The 15,213-nt window shown below is 54.0% G+C and carries 15 protein-coding genes; 10 read left to right on the top strand and 5 right to left on the bottom strand.

Annotated features, from left to right (window positions below):
- Nucleotides 1–9: 9 nt before the first annotated feature.
- The 3 genes from O6944_12055 to O6944_12045 all read left to right on the top strand — a co-directional run bounded on the left by O6944_12055 (nucleotide 10) and on the right by O6944_12045 (nucleotide 1,547).
- Nucleotides 10–498, top strand: a complete 489-nt coding sequence (locus O6944_12055; protein ID MCZ6719868.1) for a hypothetical protein — start codon at nucleotides 10–12, stop codon at nucleotides 496–498.
- Between the two features lie 273 nt (nucleotides 499–771).
- Complete coding sequence (locus tag O6944_12050; protein MCZ6719867.1) at nucleotides 772–1,116, top strand: TraR/DksA C4-type zinc finger protein; 345 nt, start codon at nucleotides 772–774, stop codon at nucleotides 1,114–1,116.
- A 218-nt stretch (nucleotides 1,117–1,334) separates the two neighbouring features.
- On the top strand, nucleotides 1,335–1,547 hold the full coding sequence (locus O6944_12045; GenBank protein ID MCZ6719866.1) for a hypothetical protein: 213 nt from the start codon (nucleotides 1,335–1,337) through the stop codon (nucleotides 1,545–1,547).
- Nucleotides 1,548–1,642: 95 nt separating this feature from the next.
- Here O6944_12045 and O6944_12040 read toward each other — a convergent pair whose 3' ends face one another.
- The gene (locus O6944_12040; GenBank protein ID MCZ6719865.1) at nucleotides 1,643–2,206 is read right to left on the bottom strand and encodes a hypothetical protein; all 564 of its coding nucleotides are present in this window, start codon (nucleotides 2,204–2,206) and stop codon (nucleotides 1,643–1,645) included.
- Nucleotides 2,207–2,713: 507 nt separating this feature from the next.
- Here O6944_12040 and O6944_12035 point away from each other — a divergent pair.
- Both O6944_12035 and O6944_12030 read left to right on the top strand, forming a co-directional pair.
- The gene (locus O6944_12035; protein MCZ6719864.1) at nucleotides 2,714–3,088 is read left to right on the top strand and encodes a hypothetical protein; all 375 of its coding nucleotides are present in this window, start codon (nucleotides 2,714–2,716) and stop codon (nucleotides 3,086–3,088) included.
- A 494-nt stretch (nucleotides 3,089–3,582) separates the two neighbouring features.
- Nucleotides 3,583–5,997, top strand: coding sequence for a cyclic nucleotide-binding domain-containing protein (locus tag O6944_12030; protein MCZ6719863.1), 2,415 nt, complete (start codon nucleotides 3,583–3,585; stop codon nucleotides 5,995–5,997).
- Nucleotides 5,998–6,145: 148 nt separating this feature from the next.
- Here O6944_12030 and O6944_12025 read toward each other — a convergent pair whose 3' ends face one another.
- The 3 genes from O6944_12025 to O6944_12015 form a co-directional block, all read right to left on the bottom strand.
- On the bottom strand, nucleotides 6,146–6,742 hold the full coding sequence (locus tag O6944_12025; GenBank protein MCZ6719862.1) for a DUF4124 domain-containing protein: 597 nt from the start codon (nucleotides 6,740–6,742) through the stop codon (nucleotides 6,146–6,148).
- Between the two features lie 72 nt (nucleotides 6,743–6,814).
- Nucleotides 6,815–8,968, bottom strand: coding sequence for an FAD-dependent oxidoreductase (locus O6944_12020; GenBank protein ID MCZ6719861.1), 2,154 nt, complete (start codon nucleotides 8,966–8,968; stop codon nucleotides 6,815–6,817).
- Nucleotides 8,969–8,996: 28 nt separating this feature from the next.
- Nucleotides 8,997–9,698, bottom strand: coding sequence for a hypothetical protein (locus O6944_12015; protein MCZ6719860.1), 702 nt, complete (start codon nucleotides 9,696–9,698; stop codon nucleotides 8,997–8,999).
- 157 nt (nucleotides 9,699–9,855) lie between these two features.
- On the opposite strand from O6944_12015, the gene O6944_12010 reads away from it, so the two are divergent.
- The 5 genes from O6944_12010 (at nucleotide 9,856) to waaF (ending at nucleotide 13,808) form a co-directional block, all read left to right on the top strand.
- Nucleotides 9,856–10,218, top strand: a complete 363-nt coding sequence (locus O6944_12010) for a metalloregulator ArsR/SmtB family transcription factor (GenBank protein ID MCZ6719859.1) — start codon at nucleotides 9,856–9,858, stop codon at nucleotides 10,216–10,218.
- On the top strand, nucleotides 10,215–11,027 hold the full coding sequence (locus O6944_12005) for a pentapeptide repeat-containing protein (GenBank protein MCZ6719858.1): 813 nt from the start codon (nucleotides 10,215–10,217) through the stop codon (nucleotides 11,025–11,027). The genes O6944_12010 and O6944_12005 overlap by 4 nt, the downstream gene beginning before the upstream one ends.
- 403 nt (nucleotides 11,028–11,430) lie before the next feature.
- Entirely contained in the window at nucleotides 11,431–12,357 is a 927-nt protein-coding gene (locus tag O6944_12000; protein MCZ6719857.1) for a branched-chain amino acid transaminase, read from the top strand.
- Nucleotides 12,358–12,379: 22 nt separating this feature from the next.
- Nucleotides 12,380–12,595, top strand: coding sequence for a zinc-finger domain-containing protein (locus O6944_11995; protein MCZ6719856.1), 216 nt, complete (start codon nucleotides 12,380–12,382; stop codon nucleotides 12,593–12,595).
- Nucleotides 12,596–12,773: 178 nt separating this feature from the next.
- A complete protein-coding gene (gene waaF, locus O6944_11990) occupies nucleotides 12,774–13,808 on the top strand; it encodes a lipopolysaccharide heptosyltransferase II (GenBank protein MCZ6719855.1) in 1,035 nt (344 codons plus the stop codon).
- Between the two features lie 44 nt (nucleotides 13,809–13,852).
- On the opposite strand, the gene mnmE is transcribed toward waaF, so the two are convergent.
- On the bottom strand, nucleotides 13,853–15,205 hold the full coding sequence (gene mnmE / locus O6944_11985; protein MCZ6719854.1) for a tRNA uridine-5-carboxymethylaminomethyl(34) synthesis GTPase MnmE: 1,353 nt from the start codon (nucleotides 15,203–15,205) through the stop codon (nucleotides 13,853–13,855).
- Between the last annotated feature and the right edge of the window lie 8 nt (nucleotides 15,206–15,213).

Here is a 15,213-nt window from a genome sequence, read left to right as displayed (position 1 = left end):
AAAGAATCCATTAAGACAGGACTTAGCTTTGGAATCACATCTGGAGTGATTACCACCCTCGGCTTGATGGTAGGGCTCTATTCAGGAACGCATTCTCGGATCGCGGTGATCGGAGGAATTCTCACAATCGCTATAGCAGATGCCTTTTCGGATGCGCTTGGCATTCACATATCAGAAGAATCAAAAAACAGGTATTCTACGCGGCAGATATGGGAGGCGACGTTTGCAACCCTGCTATCAAAGGCCGCATTTGCCTTGACCTTTGTGATTCCAGTCTTGCTATTCAGATTGGACGTTGCGATCTGGATTGCGGTGGTCTGGGGGCTGACGTTAATTAGCGCCCTCAGCTATAAACTTGCCACAGACTCTGGCGACTCCCCCCTAATAGTCATTACGGAACATGCGGTCATTACGGTCGCCGTCATCACAATTACGCATTATCTCGGCATCTGGATCGCGATGACGTTTGTTGAACCTCAGGGGCTCCCCTTGGAATAGGGCCAAATCTGGCCTTTACGCAAAATGCCCTGCTGCAAGTCACCGTCGCAGCGAATCGGCAGCACAGCACCGGTCGAATGACTATACTTTCATATATCGACTTTCATGGCTCATGAGAGTCCGGTGTCCCTGGGGTCCCCGGAAAGGGTAAATAATGTGCGGCTTGCCTCACTCCCTAACAGCGTTCTGTGTTCCGCTTTGAACCAGCTCTTCGTTCTAATGGTCAAAGCTTAGCAGCCTTTACATTAAAGCTTCAGAGTCTATAGAGCTGATATGACAGATCATGATGAAATCCGCGCGCGACTTGCGAACCGACGTGCAGAACTCAAGCAGCGTCTCAATGAAATAAAAGAGGACGTTCGCCATACCGAAAAGCCGCTTGAACAAGACTTTGCAGAACAGGCAGTCGAACGCGAAAATGAAGAGGTGCTCGATGCACTAGGTGAGGCCGCCCGCATGGAGATCGCGGCGATTCAGAAAGCGTTTGTCCATATCGATCGGGATGAGTACGGCATCTGCGCGATTTGCGGGAGAACGATTCCGAAGGAACGACTTGAAGTGCTGCCCTATTCCGATCGATGTGTGACCTGCGCAGAGAAAAGCGATTTGATTCGATAGATAAAACGACGCGTTATGCCGCGATCTGCTGGTTGGCCCGCTCACAAACGTCAAAGTCCAGCCCCGAACGCATTGTCCCATTTAGAAAGCGATCTGTTACACGAACGCCATTCCGTCGTATACCAAGTCCACTGGGCGGATGAAAGAACAGGGCATACGATCGCTGAGCGTTATCGCTAGCACGCTATTGACTATACTCACCCATACGGGGTGAGGCCGTGAACAATCGAGACAAACTGATAGAAATGATGGTCGAGAACGAGCTGACGCGATATGAACTGTCGGAGATGCTAAGGGTCGATATACAAGAAATTGATCACTGGCTCCTTCCCATTGGCGCCGCGGAGCACAAAAACGTACCCGACATGGCTATTGAACTACTGGAGCTAAAATTAAAGCGGCAAACATCCTCATCATTGCCCCGGTCATAGGAAAGTTGCACACGGCTACTCCATTTTCCATCGTTGCATAAGGTCAACCAAGCCCCTTCGCAAGGTGACGTTCCGGGATTAAACAAGCCTGGCGATCACGATTCCTCAGTTGTTGCACACACGGCGTAGACGGTGACCGTTATCGTGAAAGAAATCGACGTGTTTTGCACACCCACCACCCAGGCGCTCGGCGAAGTTCCTGAGTTTGGTCCCGAGGAGAATACGCGTACCATTTCCCGGCTTGAGCGGACGCCCCCGCCCAGTGGCCTTTTCCCGCGGGGGCAATCTGCACGAAGTCCCAACAGGAGCTGCCTCGGACCAAGCGGTTGGCTAATCGTCACCACTTCATAGCCTGGGATCACGGGGGGAGGGAGTTCAGGGGCGATGACCACCTCCTCGGCAATCTCTAGCTCCGCCCCCTGATCCAACGAGCTGCCTGGCACGCCCGGTGCCCCGGGAACCCCGGGGGGGCCGGGCGCGCCCCCCTCGCCTGGCACGCCCAGTGCGCCTTGCGGCCCCCGTGGCCCTTGAGGGCCTTGGGGGCCTTGGGGGCCCGGCGGGCCAGGTGGCCCCGGGGAACCCGCTGGCCCCTCACAGCCGCCGAGGCACACCATCCCGCTAATCACCATCGAGAGAGCAAAATATTTAAGCAACGACATCTATCGCCTATTCTGCAAACAACGTGGCCTCAAACAGCCTATCGGAATGGTGAGCCCCGTATGGATCCGGGAGCCAATTGCTCACTATGCCCCGCGAGGCGATCGATAGCGAACCCCAGAGAACACAAACGGCACCGTACGACCGACCAGTTCTATAATCAGCACGAGATCCACGACCGTGAACGCTCTTGAGTTCTAAAGATACCATAAACTTTATCAGGCAATTGCCGGCAACCCACCGTTACCTTACGCGCTAAGTTGTCCCGCACGCCCTTATGGGGCAGACTTGCCATCAAAGCGCTAGCATAATGCGCCCAACAAAAGGGCGCTTGCCCCGGATTATGCAGACATCGCCAGGTATCACCATCAGTAAATTGCCCCTATCTGTGATCGGGTTAGCGCTTCTCCGCAGGGGGACCGCCATACCAATACACACCGCCATTCACGACGATACATCGTCGCCGTTCACTCCGTTCACATAAGAGGCTGCCCCATCAAAACACGAAGATGAGCCAGATTGGATACGGAAAGGGCGGATGCCATAACGCGTCGTTGGCGTGGCGAGCTGGCACCTTACTGTATCTTGCCATAATGAGCATCGCGCCCTCACATGGCGCAACGGTCTCCGGCCTCGGAGGCCATAGCTGTGATGCATTCATGCGGCGGGTTGAGGATCAGAACGAAGCAGCCATTGATGGCTATGTGTCATGGGCGCAGGGTTTTATCAGCGGCTACAACTGGACAAATAACGCGAACAAAGATATTAAAATTGGACATGGTGGCCTGATCATCTGGGTTATTGATTACTGTGGCACCAATCCAGATAAGAAGTACTATGAGGCCATCCAGATCTTTGTCGAACGGCATTCCAAGGTACCTTGACAGCGCCAACACCTGGAGGCTCACAGCCGTACTGTACGATCGTACATCGCTCACACTCTGCGACGCCTCAACGCAGATGCGTCTTTAAACGGATTGCCACCGTACTTTTTGGGCTCTCCTTCACAGAATTGCATGCTGGCCACTAAACCGCATGTTGCTACCTAAACTATCATAGATATGCGAAACGCTACCCCAAGGTACTGAAGTACCCTCAGTATGTTAAAAGGATTTTGCAGCAGAATTCAGAAAGATATAAGCATCCACTGGCAATTATGGCTGATTTGAAGGGAAATTCGGCCACTTTCTGTAGCTCACCATCTATGCTTTGCTTTATAGGGGCACGTGAAACTTTGTGGCCAGTAGAGCTCTCAAAAATACGTGATTAATAGATGCAATCGTCGCATCTAACTGCCTCGTCCCATTCACTTGCGCTTCGTCGTGCCGGATGCTGAGATGCTAAAAACCACATAATATTTGAGCTCGATCAGAACGAAATGCGAATAAAAGACCGACAGCTTGAAGATTTCGTGAGGAACTTGGTGCCTATCGAGGCGCTTTCACCGAAGTACCAAAACGAAATAATCAACCATGTACAGGTTCGCGAATATCGGAAAGGCCGGTATGTCTTCAAGCAAGGCGATAAAGATAATTCTTGCTTTTACCTTCTGGAAGGCGAGTTGGAAATGTCATCCGATGGGCAGGTCGTACGGAAAGTTACCGGTGGATCCGATACGGCGCGATACGCACTCGCCCAGCTTCAACCACGTCAGCTCTCCGCAAAGGCCAAGAGTCGAGTCACTGTCCTCGAAATTGACCGTACCCGATTAAATAAATTACTCGCCAAGGGAGGGCGCCGCAGTACCGACGGTGAAATGGAGGTGATTGAGATCGAGGCCGAAGAGCCAGTTGATTGGATGACACGAATGCTGCAGTCAGAGCTCTTTGCCAGGATCCCGGCCGGGAATATTCAACGGATTTTTACCCTGATGGAAAGTGTTGAAGTAAAGGCGGGCGATGTCATTATTAAACAGGGGGGTCCCGGTGACTATTACTATGTCATCCAAAAAGGCCGCTGTGAAGTTTCCCGCAGCACTTTGAGAGGGAAAAAAGAAATCAAACTTGGTGATCTACGCGAGGGCGACAGTTTCGGTGAAGAAGCATTGGTCGCTGATGCGGCACGCAATGCCACAGTGACCATGTTAACCAGCGGCCAGTTAATGCGTCTCACAAAGCATGACTTCATTGAGCTCATCAAACAACCAACGCTCAGGTCAGTCAGCTATGCGGAGGCACAGAGAATGGTGATGGAAGGCGCTGTCTGGCTAGACGTACGATTTCCCGACGAACATAAAGATTCGGGTATCCAAGGCAGCCTTAACATGCCTTTACATGTCCTTGAAGCCGGAAAACTCGCAGACGACAAGAACAACAATACTCGTTACGTTGTATATTGCGACACGGGCGACCGCAGTTCATTGGGGGCATTTTTGCTTACACAGCGTGGTTTCGACGCATGTTATTTAGCCGACGGCCTCCTCAATACCCCGTACAAAGCACAGATCAAGATCCAGCATAAACTCTCTCAAACGCCGCAAGACTCCCCTCAAGAAGCACGAACTGCGCCTCGTAAAGCAAAGGTGCCCTTTCTAACTCCTTCATTAAAGAAGAAAGAGAAGGAAAAACCCCCAAACAAAAAAGCAGAAAACCCTACGCCCGATACCCTTGAGGCAGACATTCGCGTGTCCGCTCTGAAGGCAGACCTCGCGAAGGCCACCATGCAACTTGAAGAAGCCCTGAGACTGAAATCCGAAGCCGAAGTGGCCAAACAGATGGCGCAAAAAAGTGCAGCCGACCAACTTCGTTCAGAACGGAACAAAATTGAATCAGAGGCCGTCCACGCAAGCCAAGCCCTCAAGGAAGCACAGCGCCTTAGATTAGGGATAGAGGAGGCCAAACGGAAGGCAGAAGCCGATGCCGCCAAAAGGCACAAGGAAGAAGCAGAAAAGATACAACAGCTTAAGCAAGAAGCGGAGCAAAAGCTACGTGAAGAAAAATCACAGTTAGAGGCTACCTATGCGCACAACGCAGAGGAGCTAGGCAAGATCCAGAGCATTAGGGAGGAGCTGGAAAGAAAACACCTTGAACAACTCACAATTGAAAAAAGGCTTCGCGAGGAGATCAAGATCAATATCACTGAAGAACGCCGAAAGCTTGAGGCCGCGTTCGCGCGACACACGCAGGAGTTAGAACAGGCGCGACAAGAGAAACATGCCACCGAAGCCGCACGCCGAGCCGCAGCAGAAGAATCTGAAAAGATCATTGCTGAATATAAGGAAGCGCTTGAGCAAAGGCGCGCTGAAGAGAAAGCCAAACTTCAGGCTGAACGCGAAAGACAAAAATTGGAGGCACAGAGGATACAGGATGCTTTAGAAAAGGCACGGCGCGCTAAAGAAGAGGCAGAGACCGCATGGCGTGAGGCAGAAAAGCAAGCAGCACGGGTACGCGGAAAAAGCCTTTCCGCTGATCCCGTACGCCAACGCGCCGCTGAAAAGCGCCTACACGCCGAGATGGATGCGAGGGAAGCCGAGGTTAGTCAGGCCGGCAAACAACTCGAAGCAGCCAGACAGATCCAAAAGGAGGCTCAAGCGGCCAAGAAGGCAAGCAAGGAGCAAATATTAAGGCAACAAAAATACCAGGAAAAATTGCGCAAGCAGTTAGAACGAGAGGTACAGGAGTGGCGACGTGAGCATGACAAAATGGAAGCCATTCAATTTCCGCCCGAGCTCCTGGAACGACAAAAAGCACAGATGCAGCGCATCAAGGAAAAAGCTGAGGCCGTGAGAAAGCGGGCCGAGCTCGCCGTCAAGACCCTTCTCCGCGACATAGCCGCACAGCTCAGAAGGCGATGAGGCTGATTGAAAGCATAGCCCTTGCGACGGTGCTCTGTTTGGCCAAACGGAAACGAACCGATGAAGGGAGAAAGGCAGTCACGGGCACAGCAGGACGTTAAACTAAAAACTTGATATTGCTTATTGAGCTGAGGCGCTCGGTGTGACGCTAACGATGATGGCGCCTGTGGTGGTGAACATACACGGTATCAGTTGCAGACCTGGCAATTTCGTTACCATGCGAATTGAGTACCACCGCCTGGAGGCTGTACGCGCCGGGATCCAGATCAGTGACCTTGAACGTAGTGGCGGTCCCAGGTGGGGAGACGGCTCTGCCGTTGACAAGTAACTCAAGGGTATGTCCGAGCTGAGCTTGGAGTTTTGGCACTAGCGCAACACTCACTGGCAAGCCACCCGTTTCTAACCATACGCTTGTCGGATCTTCACCCGATGCGATCACCAGACTCACTTCTCGGTAACCCGCAAAGGCTTTCGTTTCCGCCGGGGAGAGCGGCTTTATCGTGGGGGGCGGTGGCGCTGGCGCATCGGGCGCAACTGTCTGCACGTCTGGCACATCGATCTGCGTCGCGCCCGGCGATGGCTCATCGGAGTACGTGGCATTCCCTTCTGCATCAACTGACTCGTACACCTCGGCCGATACAAAAACAACGACCGCGAGGCCAATCAAAAACAATGCCAAACGCATCACTGCAGAATAGCGAAGACGCCCTGCCCTCGCAAGGCACCGGACTTTAGATCCCGGCAACGGCTAATCCCCAGCAGATCATGACTTCCTCGAAGCGTGCGTGGCGCGGCGATCCCTATCACATTAGGCCTATCAAGATCTGGCAAATGACTCACTTCGCCGCCAGGCATGGTAGCGTGCAATCCAACGCAGCAGACACTGCGGCGCATGGGCACGTCGCCACTCGCCAGCCACATACTTGTTGGCCTCGGCCATGGTTGGATAAACGTGGATCGTGCCCAGGATCTTGTTTAGGCCGATCCCGTGACGCATGGCCGCCACATATTCAGCAATCACCTCACCCGCATGATCACAAGCGATCGTAACCCCCAAGATCTTGTCCTTTTTCGGCACGGTCAGCACCTTGATCAAACCGCGCGGCTCTTCATCCGCAATGGCGCGGTCCAGGTCGTCGATGCCGTAGGTACTCACCTCATAATTAATTGCTTTTTCCTTTGCTTCCTCTTCATTGAGGCCAACGCGCGCAATCTCCGGATCCGTAAACGTCGCCCAAGGGATCGCCGAGTAGTTCACTCTGAATTTCTTGATGCCGCCAAATAACGCATTGATGGCGGCGTACCACGCCTGATGGGCGGCCACGTGGGTAAATTGATAGGGGCCCGCCACATCACCACACGCATAGATATTCGGATAGATGGTTTGCAAATACTCATTCACGTCCACAGTGCCGTCAGGACCGCTCCCGATCCCGAGATCCTCGAGCCCAAAGCCGCGGGTACTTGCTGTGCGGCCAACAGCAACCAGCAATTCGTCAAATTCGATACTGACATCCTTGCCTTGGTATTCACACACCAGCACTTTCTGGCCGCTTTCAATTCGACATTCCTTGGCCCGACAATCAACACGCACATCGATCCCCTCACCACGGAAGCATTCCGCGATCAGCCCCGAGAATTCCGGATCTTCCCGCATCAAGATCCGCGGTGCCATCTCAACTTGCGTGACTTGGCTGCCGAAACGCGCAAAGGCTTGTGTCAATTCAGCACCAACCGATCCGCCTCCTAATACCACGAGCCGTTTCGGCAATTCACGGATCCCCCACACCGTATCCGAGGTGAGGAACCCGACATCCTGGATCCCCGGGATGGGTGGCACAATCGGCTGTCCACCGGTGGCAATGACGATACTGCGCGTCGTTAATGTCTCGCCATTCACTTCCACCGTATAGGGCGAGGTGATCTTGGCCTCGCCGTGGATACATTCAACACCCAACTCGGTGTAGCGCTCCACTGAGTCGTGGGGCTCTATGGTCTTGATGACCCGCTGAACACGCTCCATCACCCGCGCAAATTCGAACTCAGCACTCACCGCCTTAAATCCAAACTGCTCGGCCCTCTTCGCTTGGGCGATGAATTTAGCCGAGCGGATCAGCGCCTTCGAGGGAACGCAACCGGTATACAGACATTCCCCCCCCATTTTGTCCTTTTCAACAAGCGTCACCTTGGCCTTGACCGCAGCCCCAATGTAGGCGGCCACAAGACCCGCCGACCCTGCGCCGATCACAACCATGTTGCGACCGAATGCTTTCGGCTTCTGATAGCGCCGCAATACTCTGCGTGCTCTTATAATTTCGACTGTTTTTTTTGCGATGAGTGGGAAGATGCCTAACAAAACAAACGAGCCAACAAGCTCCGGGGACAGGACGCCCACCAGCGTTTCAATTTTCGCAATTTGCGTACCCGCATTCACGTAGACAATGGTGCCAGCCAACATGCCCGCTTGGCTGACGATGAAAAACGTAAGCGTGCGCATGGGAGTGAGCCCCATAACCAGATTAATAATAAAAAACGGAAATGCTGGCACGAGCCGGAGGGCAAACAGATAAAAAGCGCCGTCTTTCTGGATCTCCTTGTTGACGGTCTTCAAACGATTGCCAAATTTATTCTGCACCACATCACGCAGCAAGAAACGCGACACAAGGAATGCCACAGTCGCGCCAATGGTACTGGCAAATGAAACGATGACCGTCCCCCACAGCAAACCAAATATCGCCCCTCCGACGAGGGTCATTAATGCTGCGCCCGGTAGTGACAGGCCGGTCACCGCGATGTAAACGCAGAAAAAGATGAATGCCGTTTTGACGGGTTGGACCTGGTAGTAGGTGTCGACTGCCACCTGTTTCGACTTGAAGTATTCGAGATTGAAATACTGCCCGAGGTCGAAGGCAAAAACACTAAATACCAAAACAACAAGTGCAGTGACGAGCAAGACTTTTTTGATACTCATCGCTTGGCTCGCTCCATTTGATCACACTTTAGTTCAGTGACTCGAGTTCAAATAAATATTCCCCCGAATCGAGCACTGCTGTGCTTGCCTCTTCCTTGCGAATCGTCCTAACCAGCCCAACCCCGGGCGCATACCAGTCAATGATCTCAATCTCAATATCGGTCACACCCACACTTACGTTTGGGTTAACACGCGTATGCCCAATTCCTCGAATACGCAGACAGCGAGCGAATCGACCGGCGGGTACGCTGACGGTATCATCCAAACTTTCCACTGTATACTGCAGCATAACGGGCACAACCAGCGTAAATTGTTTCCTCTCAAACGCCCGAATGTTTCTATCCAGAATCGTTGTTGTTGTCTCCAACTCCCATGCGCTGCCAATCTCCGTTGGATAGGGAATAATCAAATGCTTTGACGCTTCTCGTTTGATCTCCCTATCTGTCCGCCGCTTCACAGCAACACGATTGATCCCTTCATCCCCTTCTTGATAGAAAAAAAGGCTTCCGTCATGGGTCCTGCGTACAAATGTCTTAGTACCGTCTAAATCGTGGCTTGGGAGATTAGCGACCATATATTTATATTGTTTTTGTTCATCCTTTGTCTTCACCATCACCCGATATTGCCACCAGCGTCCTTCATTCAACGGAAAATAGTCTGCATCAGAACGCTCACATCCCTGGAGACTCGCTGCGACACTTGCAATCAACATGAAACGGAAGAGTCTCATCCAAACACGATCCGAATCGAACAACCTATTTGCAGATAACCGTAACGGGTGCCTATTAGGCAATGGATTGCTGCGATTTACCATAATATAGAATGTATGATATATGTTGACAGTTAAATAAGTCCCCCGCCTACAGAGATTAACTGGAGGCCACTCGATGGCATTGGTTGCGAAACGCGGAACAAATAAAACACTGGACACGGCGTTACTGCCTCTTGATTTTCTGAGAGAGGCCACCGAATGCCTCAAATGCGTAGCCCATCCCAATCGCCTTCGCATGATCGAAATCCTGTTCCATGGCGAGTACACCGTGGATGAGATTGCAAGCCTGTGTGGACTTGCCCAACCTGCCACGAGCGGCCACCTCCGCCTTATGGAGGGAAAGGGCCTGCTTCAAAGTGAACACAGGGGCCGAGCCGTCTATTACTCGGTTCGGAAGCCGCAATTAAAAGGAATCATCGACTGTGTGCGCGGTCGATATCAGCAGCAATGTAACGATAATGAAGGAGGCGTACGATGATGAAGCGTCAACCTGTCTTTCGAGGGCCCGACGTCCTTCGCGAGATCGCCCTCGCCGGGGCCTTTGCCCTGATAGTGACAATCGTGGTGCCATCCCCGGCCACTTTCGCGACCGAAACAGACTGGCAACCGATTACCCGTGAGGAAGTCCTCGAGATCATCGCCAACACTCCCTCAGGGGAAGTCCCGGATCTGCAAAATAAGGATTTTCGAGGCCAGGATATGTCCGGGATTGATTTTAAGGGCGCAAACCTCTTTGGGACCCACATGAAAAACGTCTCACTTAAGGGCTCGAACTTCGAGAATTCCAACATGGACATCACGATAATGCGTGGCGCCGATCTGGAAGGGGCGAACTTGCGTAACGCCAGCCTCTTCGGTGTGGTACTGGGCGATGCCAACCTCAAGGGGGCGGATCTATCCGGTGCCCGGATCATCGCAAACGTCGAGCGCGCGAACCTCGAAGGGGCAAAGCTCGTCAAGGCGCGAGCAGGGGCCAACATGAAGAATCAGCCGATGGGTAAGCTGCGGATCTTTCTGGTCAAGGCAAATCTGACAGGGGCGGATCTCACTGATGCTGATCTTTCCGGTTGTGAAATGAAGTTTGCCTCGTTGACGAATGCCAATCTCAGCAATGCGGATCTCTCCAACTGCGACCTCAGGAAAGCTGACTTCACCGGAGCTAATTTGAGTGGCGCGAATCTCGCCGGGGCTAAGTTGCACGAAGCGATCTTTATAGGGATCCAAGGCAAGGATTCAATCACTGGCCTCGACAGCGCTACGGGGCTGGACGAAGCCGAGTTCGATTAAATAGCAAGATTCAATCATATTTGAAGTCTATTAACCCCGGCCGCAAGGTCCCAGCAAGGCAGATCGAATGAATTTTCACAATGGCTAACCAGACTTAGTTCCTGCACCGCGCGCATTGCGTCGAACCCCCATCGCTGTCGCCTCATTCTTCCACCGCGAAATTCTTTCAGCTTACAGCGCAAACGATCGCCTGTGCCGTCTTGTTGATTCGGTGGGAGGTATCACGAGCCAGCAATTTATGGTGGAATAGGGCGCTTTGAGGCGACTTGCCTGGGGGTGAGTCTCGCCACAGCTTAAATTTCCGTGAACAGGGGCGGGGCGACTTGCCTGGCCCCGCCTAACCACTCTGCCGCTTGCGCCCCCGGCAGAGATTATTCGAATAACGAGTCGAGGAGAACATCACATGGGGATGGCTGACCGCGACGGCGTCATCTGGCTGGATGGGGAGATGGTTCCTTGGCGCGAGGCCAAGATCCACGTGCTAACGCATACCCTCCATTACGGTATGGGGGTGCTTGAGGGAATACGTGTCTACCAAGGGGACAAAGGCACTGCCATCTTCCGCCTTCAAGACCACACAGAACGGCTGTTTCGATCGGCTCACATCTTACGGATCGCGATCCCCTTCGATCGTGAGACTATCAATCGCGCATGTTATGACGCTGTGCGCGAGAATAAACTCGATACAGGCTACATTCGCACCATGTGTTTCTACGGCTCCGAAAGCATGGGGATCCGCACTGACAATCTCAAGGTCCATGTGATGGTAGCGGCCTGGCCATGGGCGGCTTATCTCGGCGCGGATGGACTCGAGAACGGCATTCGCATCAAGACCTCCTCCTATGTCCGCCATCACGTGAATAGCACCATGTGGAGGGCCAAGGCCACTGGCAACTACATGAACTCCATGCTTGCGCTGCAGGAAGCACTCGATTGTGGGTACGACGAGGCGCTGCTCTTGGATGCCGAAGGCTATGTGTCTGAAGGTAGCGGCGAGAACATCTTCATTGTTCGCAACGGGCGAATTATCACGCCGGACCCGACCTCGGCCCTTGAAGGCATCACACGCGATACCGTTATCAAGCTTGCCGAGGAAATCGGTCTAACGGTGTCAGAGAAACGCATCACGCGCGATGAGGTCTATATAGCCGATGAGGCCTTTTTCACCGGCACCGCGGCCGAAGTAACACCGATCCGAGAACTCGATGGCCGGACCATCGGAGATGGGGGGCGCGGTCCCATTAGCGAAAAATTGCAGGGGATATACTTCGATCAAGTTCATGGTCGGCGCGATAAATACCCCGAATGGCTGACCTACGTTGACCGATAAGGCACCACGACACAACGTTGCCATGTCAAAAGTGCCCGCAAACCCGCCTCTCCAAGAGGGCGTCCCAAATGACAAACGCTGTTACGAAGTCACTCGACAAGACCTTCCCTTGCACTGCCCGCTGCCCACCATGAGCTTGTGGAACTCACACCCGCGTGTCTACCTGCCCATCGAGGCAACCGGGCGAGCCAAATGTCCCTATTGCGGTGCCGATTTCCTCCTGAGCGACGAAGGGTGAGGACGTCATCTCAAGCGAGTACGACTAACCACCAAAACGTCCAAGGGCCGGATGATGCTCAGCGTAGTCTAGGATCTGATCCACGTTTGGCAATATAACCCTACCGCGGACTGCACTGGCGTCCCTCCCGGTTACATATTAAAGTCCGGCGGTGCTGGGCATCATTTCCTACAGGCCCATGAACCCAAAAAACGAAGCAAAACCCTACAAGATTTTGGTCGTCGGCCCAGCGTGGATCGGCGATATGGTGATGGCCCAGAGCCTGTTCAAGCTCTTAAAGCAGCGCCGTGACCACGTATTCATTGATGTGGTTGCCCCCGCTTGGACAGAACCCTTGCTTGCGCGGATGCCGGAGGTCAACGAAGCCCTTTTGCTGCCGCTTGATCACGGGGAGATCGGATGGGCAACACGCTGGCGACTTGGCCGGGCGCTGCGTCCACGTCGTTACGCACGTGCCATCATTCTGTCGCGCACCTTTAAATCCGCCCTGGTCCCCTTCGCCGCCCGGGCACAGCAGCGGACTGGGTTCCTGGGGGAGATGCGCTACGGGCTTTTGAACGACATTCGAACCCTCGCCCCACACGCCCTGCCCCGAACCGTCGACCGCTATGTCGCCTTGGGGCTCGATCCGGGGGAGACGCTGCCCGCCACAATCCCCTATCCACGCCTTGCAGCATCTCCAGAGGCCGCCCGAGCTGCATTGGCCCGCCTGGGGCTTGCGATCCCCGCTTCGCCGGCCCTCGGCCTATGCCCAGGGGCGGAATATGGCCCCGCAAAGCGTTGGCCCGCCCCCTATTTTGCGGACGTTGCCAACGCCAAGCTCAAAGCAGGGTGGCAAGTCTGGCTGTTCGGCTCCAACAAAGACACGGCCATCGCGGGGGAGATCCAGGCGCTGACGCGTGATCGATGCCTGGACTTAACCGGCCGCACAACCCTTGCCGAGTCCATCGATCTGATGTCACTCACCGATGCGGTGGTCACCAACGATACGGGGCTCATGCATATCGCCGCGAGCCTTGGCCGCAAGGTCGTCGCGATCTTCGGCTCCTCCACACCCCGTTACACACCACCGCTTCATTCAGATGCCAAAATACTGTATCTCGCAGTGGAATGCAGCCCTTGTTTTGAGCGCATTTGTCCCCTTGGCCACTTGAAATGCCTCCGTGATCTCACGCCTACCCAGGTGCTTGACGCGCTGGATGACACAAATTGAAACGATTCCGCCCCTAACGACCTTCCACGACCCCGCGTGCTCGCCTACTTGCCAACGCAAAAGCGGGAAAAGATCGCCCCCAGCAGATCGTCCGACGTCACCTCCCCGGTGATTTCCCCAAACGCCTGCTGTGCAAGACGGAGATCTTCCGCGAGCAGCTCGCCTGCACGATGTGCCGTTAGCTGATCGAGACCCCTTTGAACAAGCGCCCGCGCTCGGCCCAGCGCCTCTAAATGGCGCCGCCGCGCCATAAAACCCCCTTCGCTCACAGGCTTGTAGCCCACACAGGCCTTGAGGTGCCCCCGTAATAAGTCGATGCCTTCGCCGGTTTTCGCCGAGACATAGACATTTAAAACTTGATTGCGTTCCTCGACCCCGGGTTGTGCTTCTGTCAGATCGATCTTGTTGTGCACGATTGTAACGCCGCCACTTTTCTGGAAGCGATGAAGGAGTTTCTGATCTTCCCCTTCTATCCCGTTCCCTGATTGCACGACAAACAGAATACGATCGGCGCGCTCCACGGCTTGCCAGGTGCGCCGTATTCCTTCCTCTTCCACCACGTCTCTCGCCACGCGCAATCCTGCCGTATCCGCGACACGGATCGGCAATCCGTCAATCAGAATTTCCTCGGAGATGATGTCCCGCGTTGTGCCAGGCACTGGGGTGACGATGGCAGAGTCCCGATCGGCAAGACGATTTAACAAGCTTGACTTGCCCACGTTTGGTCGGCCGATGATGGCAATCCGCATCCCTTCCCGAAGTAGGCAACCCTGCTCGGCCTCCCTGTAGAGGCGATCGGCCCGGCTTATAAATGAACGCAAACGTTTTTGGATCTGCGAATCTTCAAGAAAATCGATCTCTTCTTCAGGAAAGTCCAATGCGCCTTCGATATACGTGCGCAAGTCCACCAACAAATTAACTAACTCTTTCGTCTTACTTGAAAATCCACCTTCAAGTGAACGCATTGCACATCGAGCAGCCTGCTGAGAGGCACTGTCAATGAGATCAGCGATCGCTTCGGCTTGCGTCAAATCCACTTTACCATTGAGGAACGCCCGTTCCGAGAACTCACCTGGACGGGCCACTCGGGCACCGAGCTCCAGCGTCCGCTGCAGCAACATATCCATCACCACAGGACCCCCATGTCCCTGCACCTCCAGGGTGTCTTCCCCAGTAAAGGATTTTGGCCCGGGGAAGAACAGCGCGATGCCACGGTCGATCACCTCCCCCTGACCATCCTTAAATGCACAGAACGCGGCCTGCCGAGGTACGATTTCGCACCCAACGAGCGAGCGTGCAATCGTTGCAACCAGCGGCCCAGAGACCCGTACAATCCCAATCCCGCCTCGGCCCGGTGGCGTCGCCACTGCCGCAATCGTGTCAGGAGCTAGGGCCATGTTTGACG

It is taken from the genome of Gammaproteobacteria bacterium (genome assembly GCA_027296625.1).
Classification (GTDB): domain Bacteria; phylum Pseudomonadota; class Gammaproteobacteria; order JAKEHO01; family JAKEHO01; genus JAKEHO01.
This window is presented reverse-complemented; position numbering and strand designations above follow the sequence as displayed.

What these genes read in the sequence shown, in the direction of transcription:
- O6944_12020 (MCZ6719861.1), bottom strand. Translation starts at nt 8,968, where the DNA reads ATGAGTATCAAAAAAGTCTTGCTCGTCACTGCACTTGTTGTTTTGGTA.
- O6944_12035 (MCZ6719864.1), top strand. Translation starts at nt 2,714, where the DNA reads ATGAGCCAGATTGGATACGGAAAGGGCGGATGCCATAACGCGTCGTTG.
- O6944_12015 (MCZ6719860.1), bottom strand. Translation starts at nt 9,698, where the DNA reads ATGAGACTCTTCCGTTTCATGTTGATTGCAAGTGTCGCAGCGAGTCTC.
- O6944_12050 (MCZ6719867.1), top strand. Translation starts at nt 772, where the DNA reads ATGACAGATCATGATGAAATCCGCGCGCGACTTGCGAACCGACGTGCA.
- mnmE (MCZ6719854.1), bottom strand. Translation starts at nt 15,205, where the DNA reads ATGGCCCTAGCTCCTGACACGATTGCGGCAGTGGCGACGCCACCGGGC.
- O6944_12000 (MCZ6719857.1), top strand. Translation starts at nt 11,431, where the DNA reads ATGGGGATGGCTGACCGCGACGGCGTCATCTGGCTGGATGGGGAGATG.
- O6944_12005 (MCZ6719858.1), top strand. Translation starts at nt 10,215, where the DNA reads ATGATGAAGCGTCAACCTGTCTTTCGAGGGCCCGACGTCCTTCGCGAG.
- O6944_12010 (MCZ6719859.1), top strand. Translation starts at nt 9,856, where the DNA reads ATGGCATTGGTTGCGAAACGCGGAACAAATAAAACACTGGACACGGCG.
- O6944_11995 (MCZ6719856.1), top strand. Translation starts at nt 12,380, where the DNA reads ATGTCAAAAGTGCCCGCAAACCCGCCTCTCCAAGAGGGCGTCCCAAAT.
- waaF (MCZ6719855.1), top strand. Translation starts at nt 12,774, where the DNA reads ATGAACCCAAAAAACGAAGCAAAACCCTACAAGATTTTGGTCGTCGGC.
- O6944_12030 (MCZ6719863.1), top strand. Translation starts at nt 3,583, where the DNA reads ATGCGAATAAAAGACCGACAGCTTGAAGATTTCGTGAGGAACTTGGTG.
- O6944_12040 (MCZ6719865.1), bottom strand. Translation starts at nt 2,206, where the DNA reads ATGTCGTTGCTTAAATATTTTGCTCTCTCGATGGTGATTAGCGGGATG.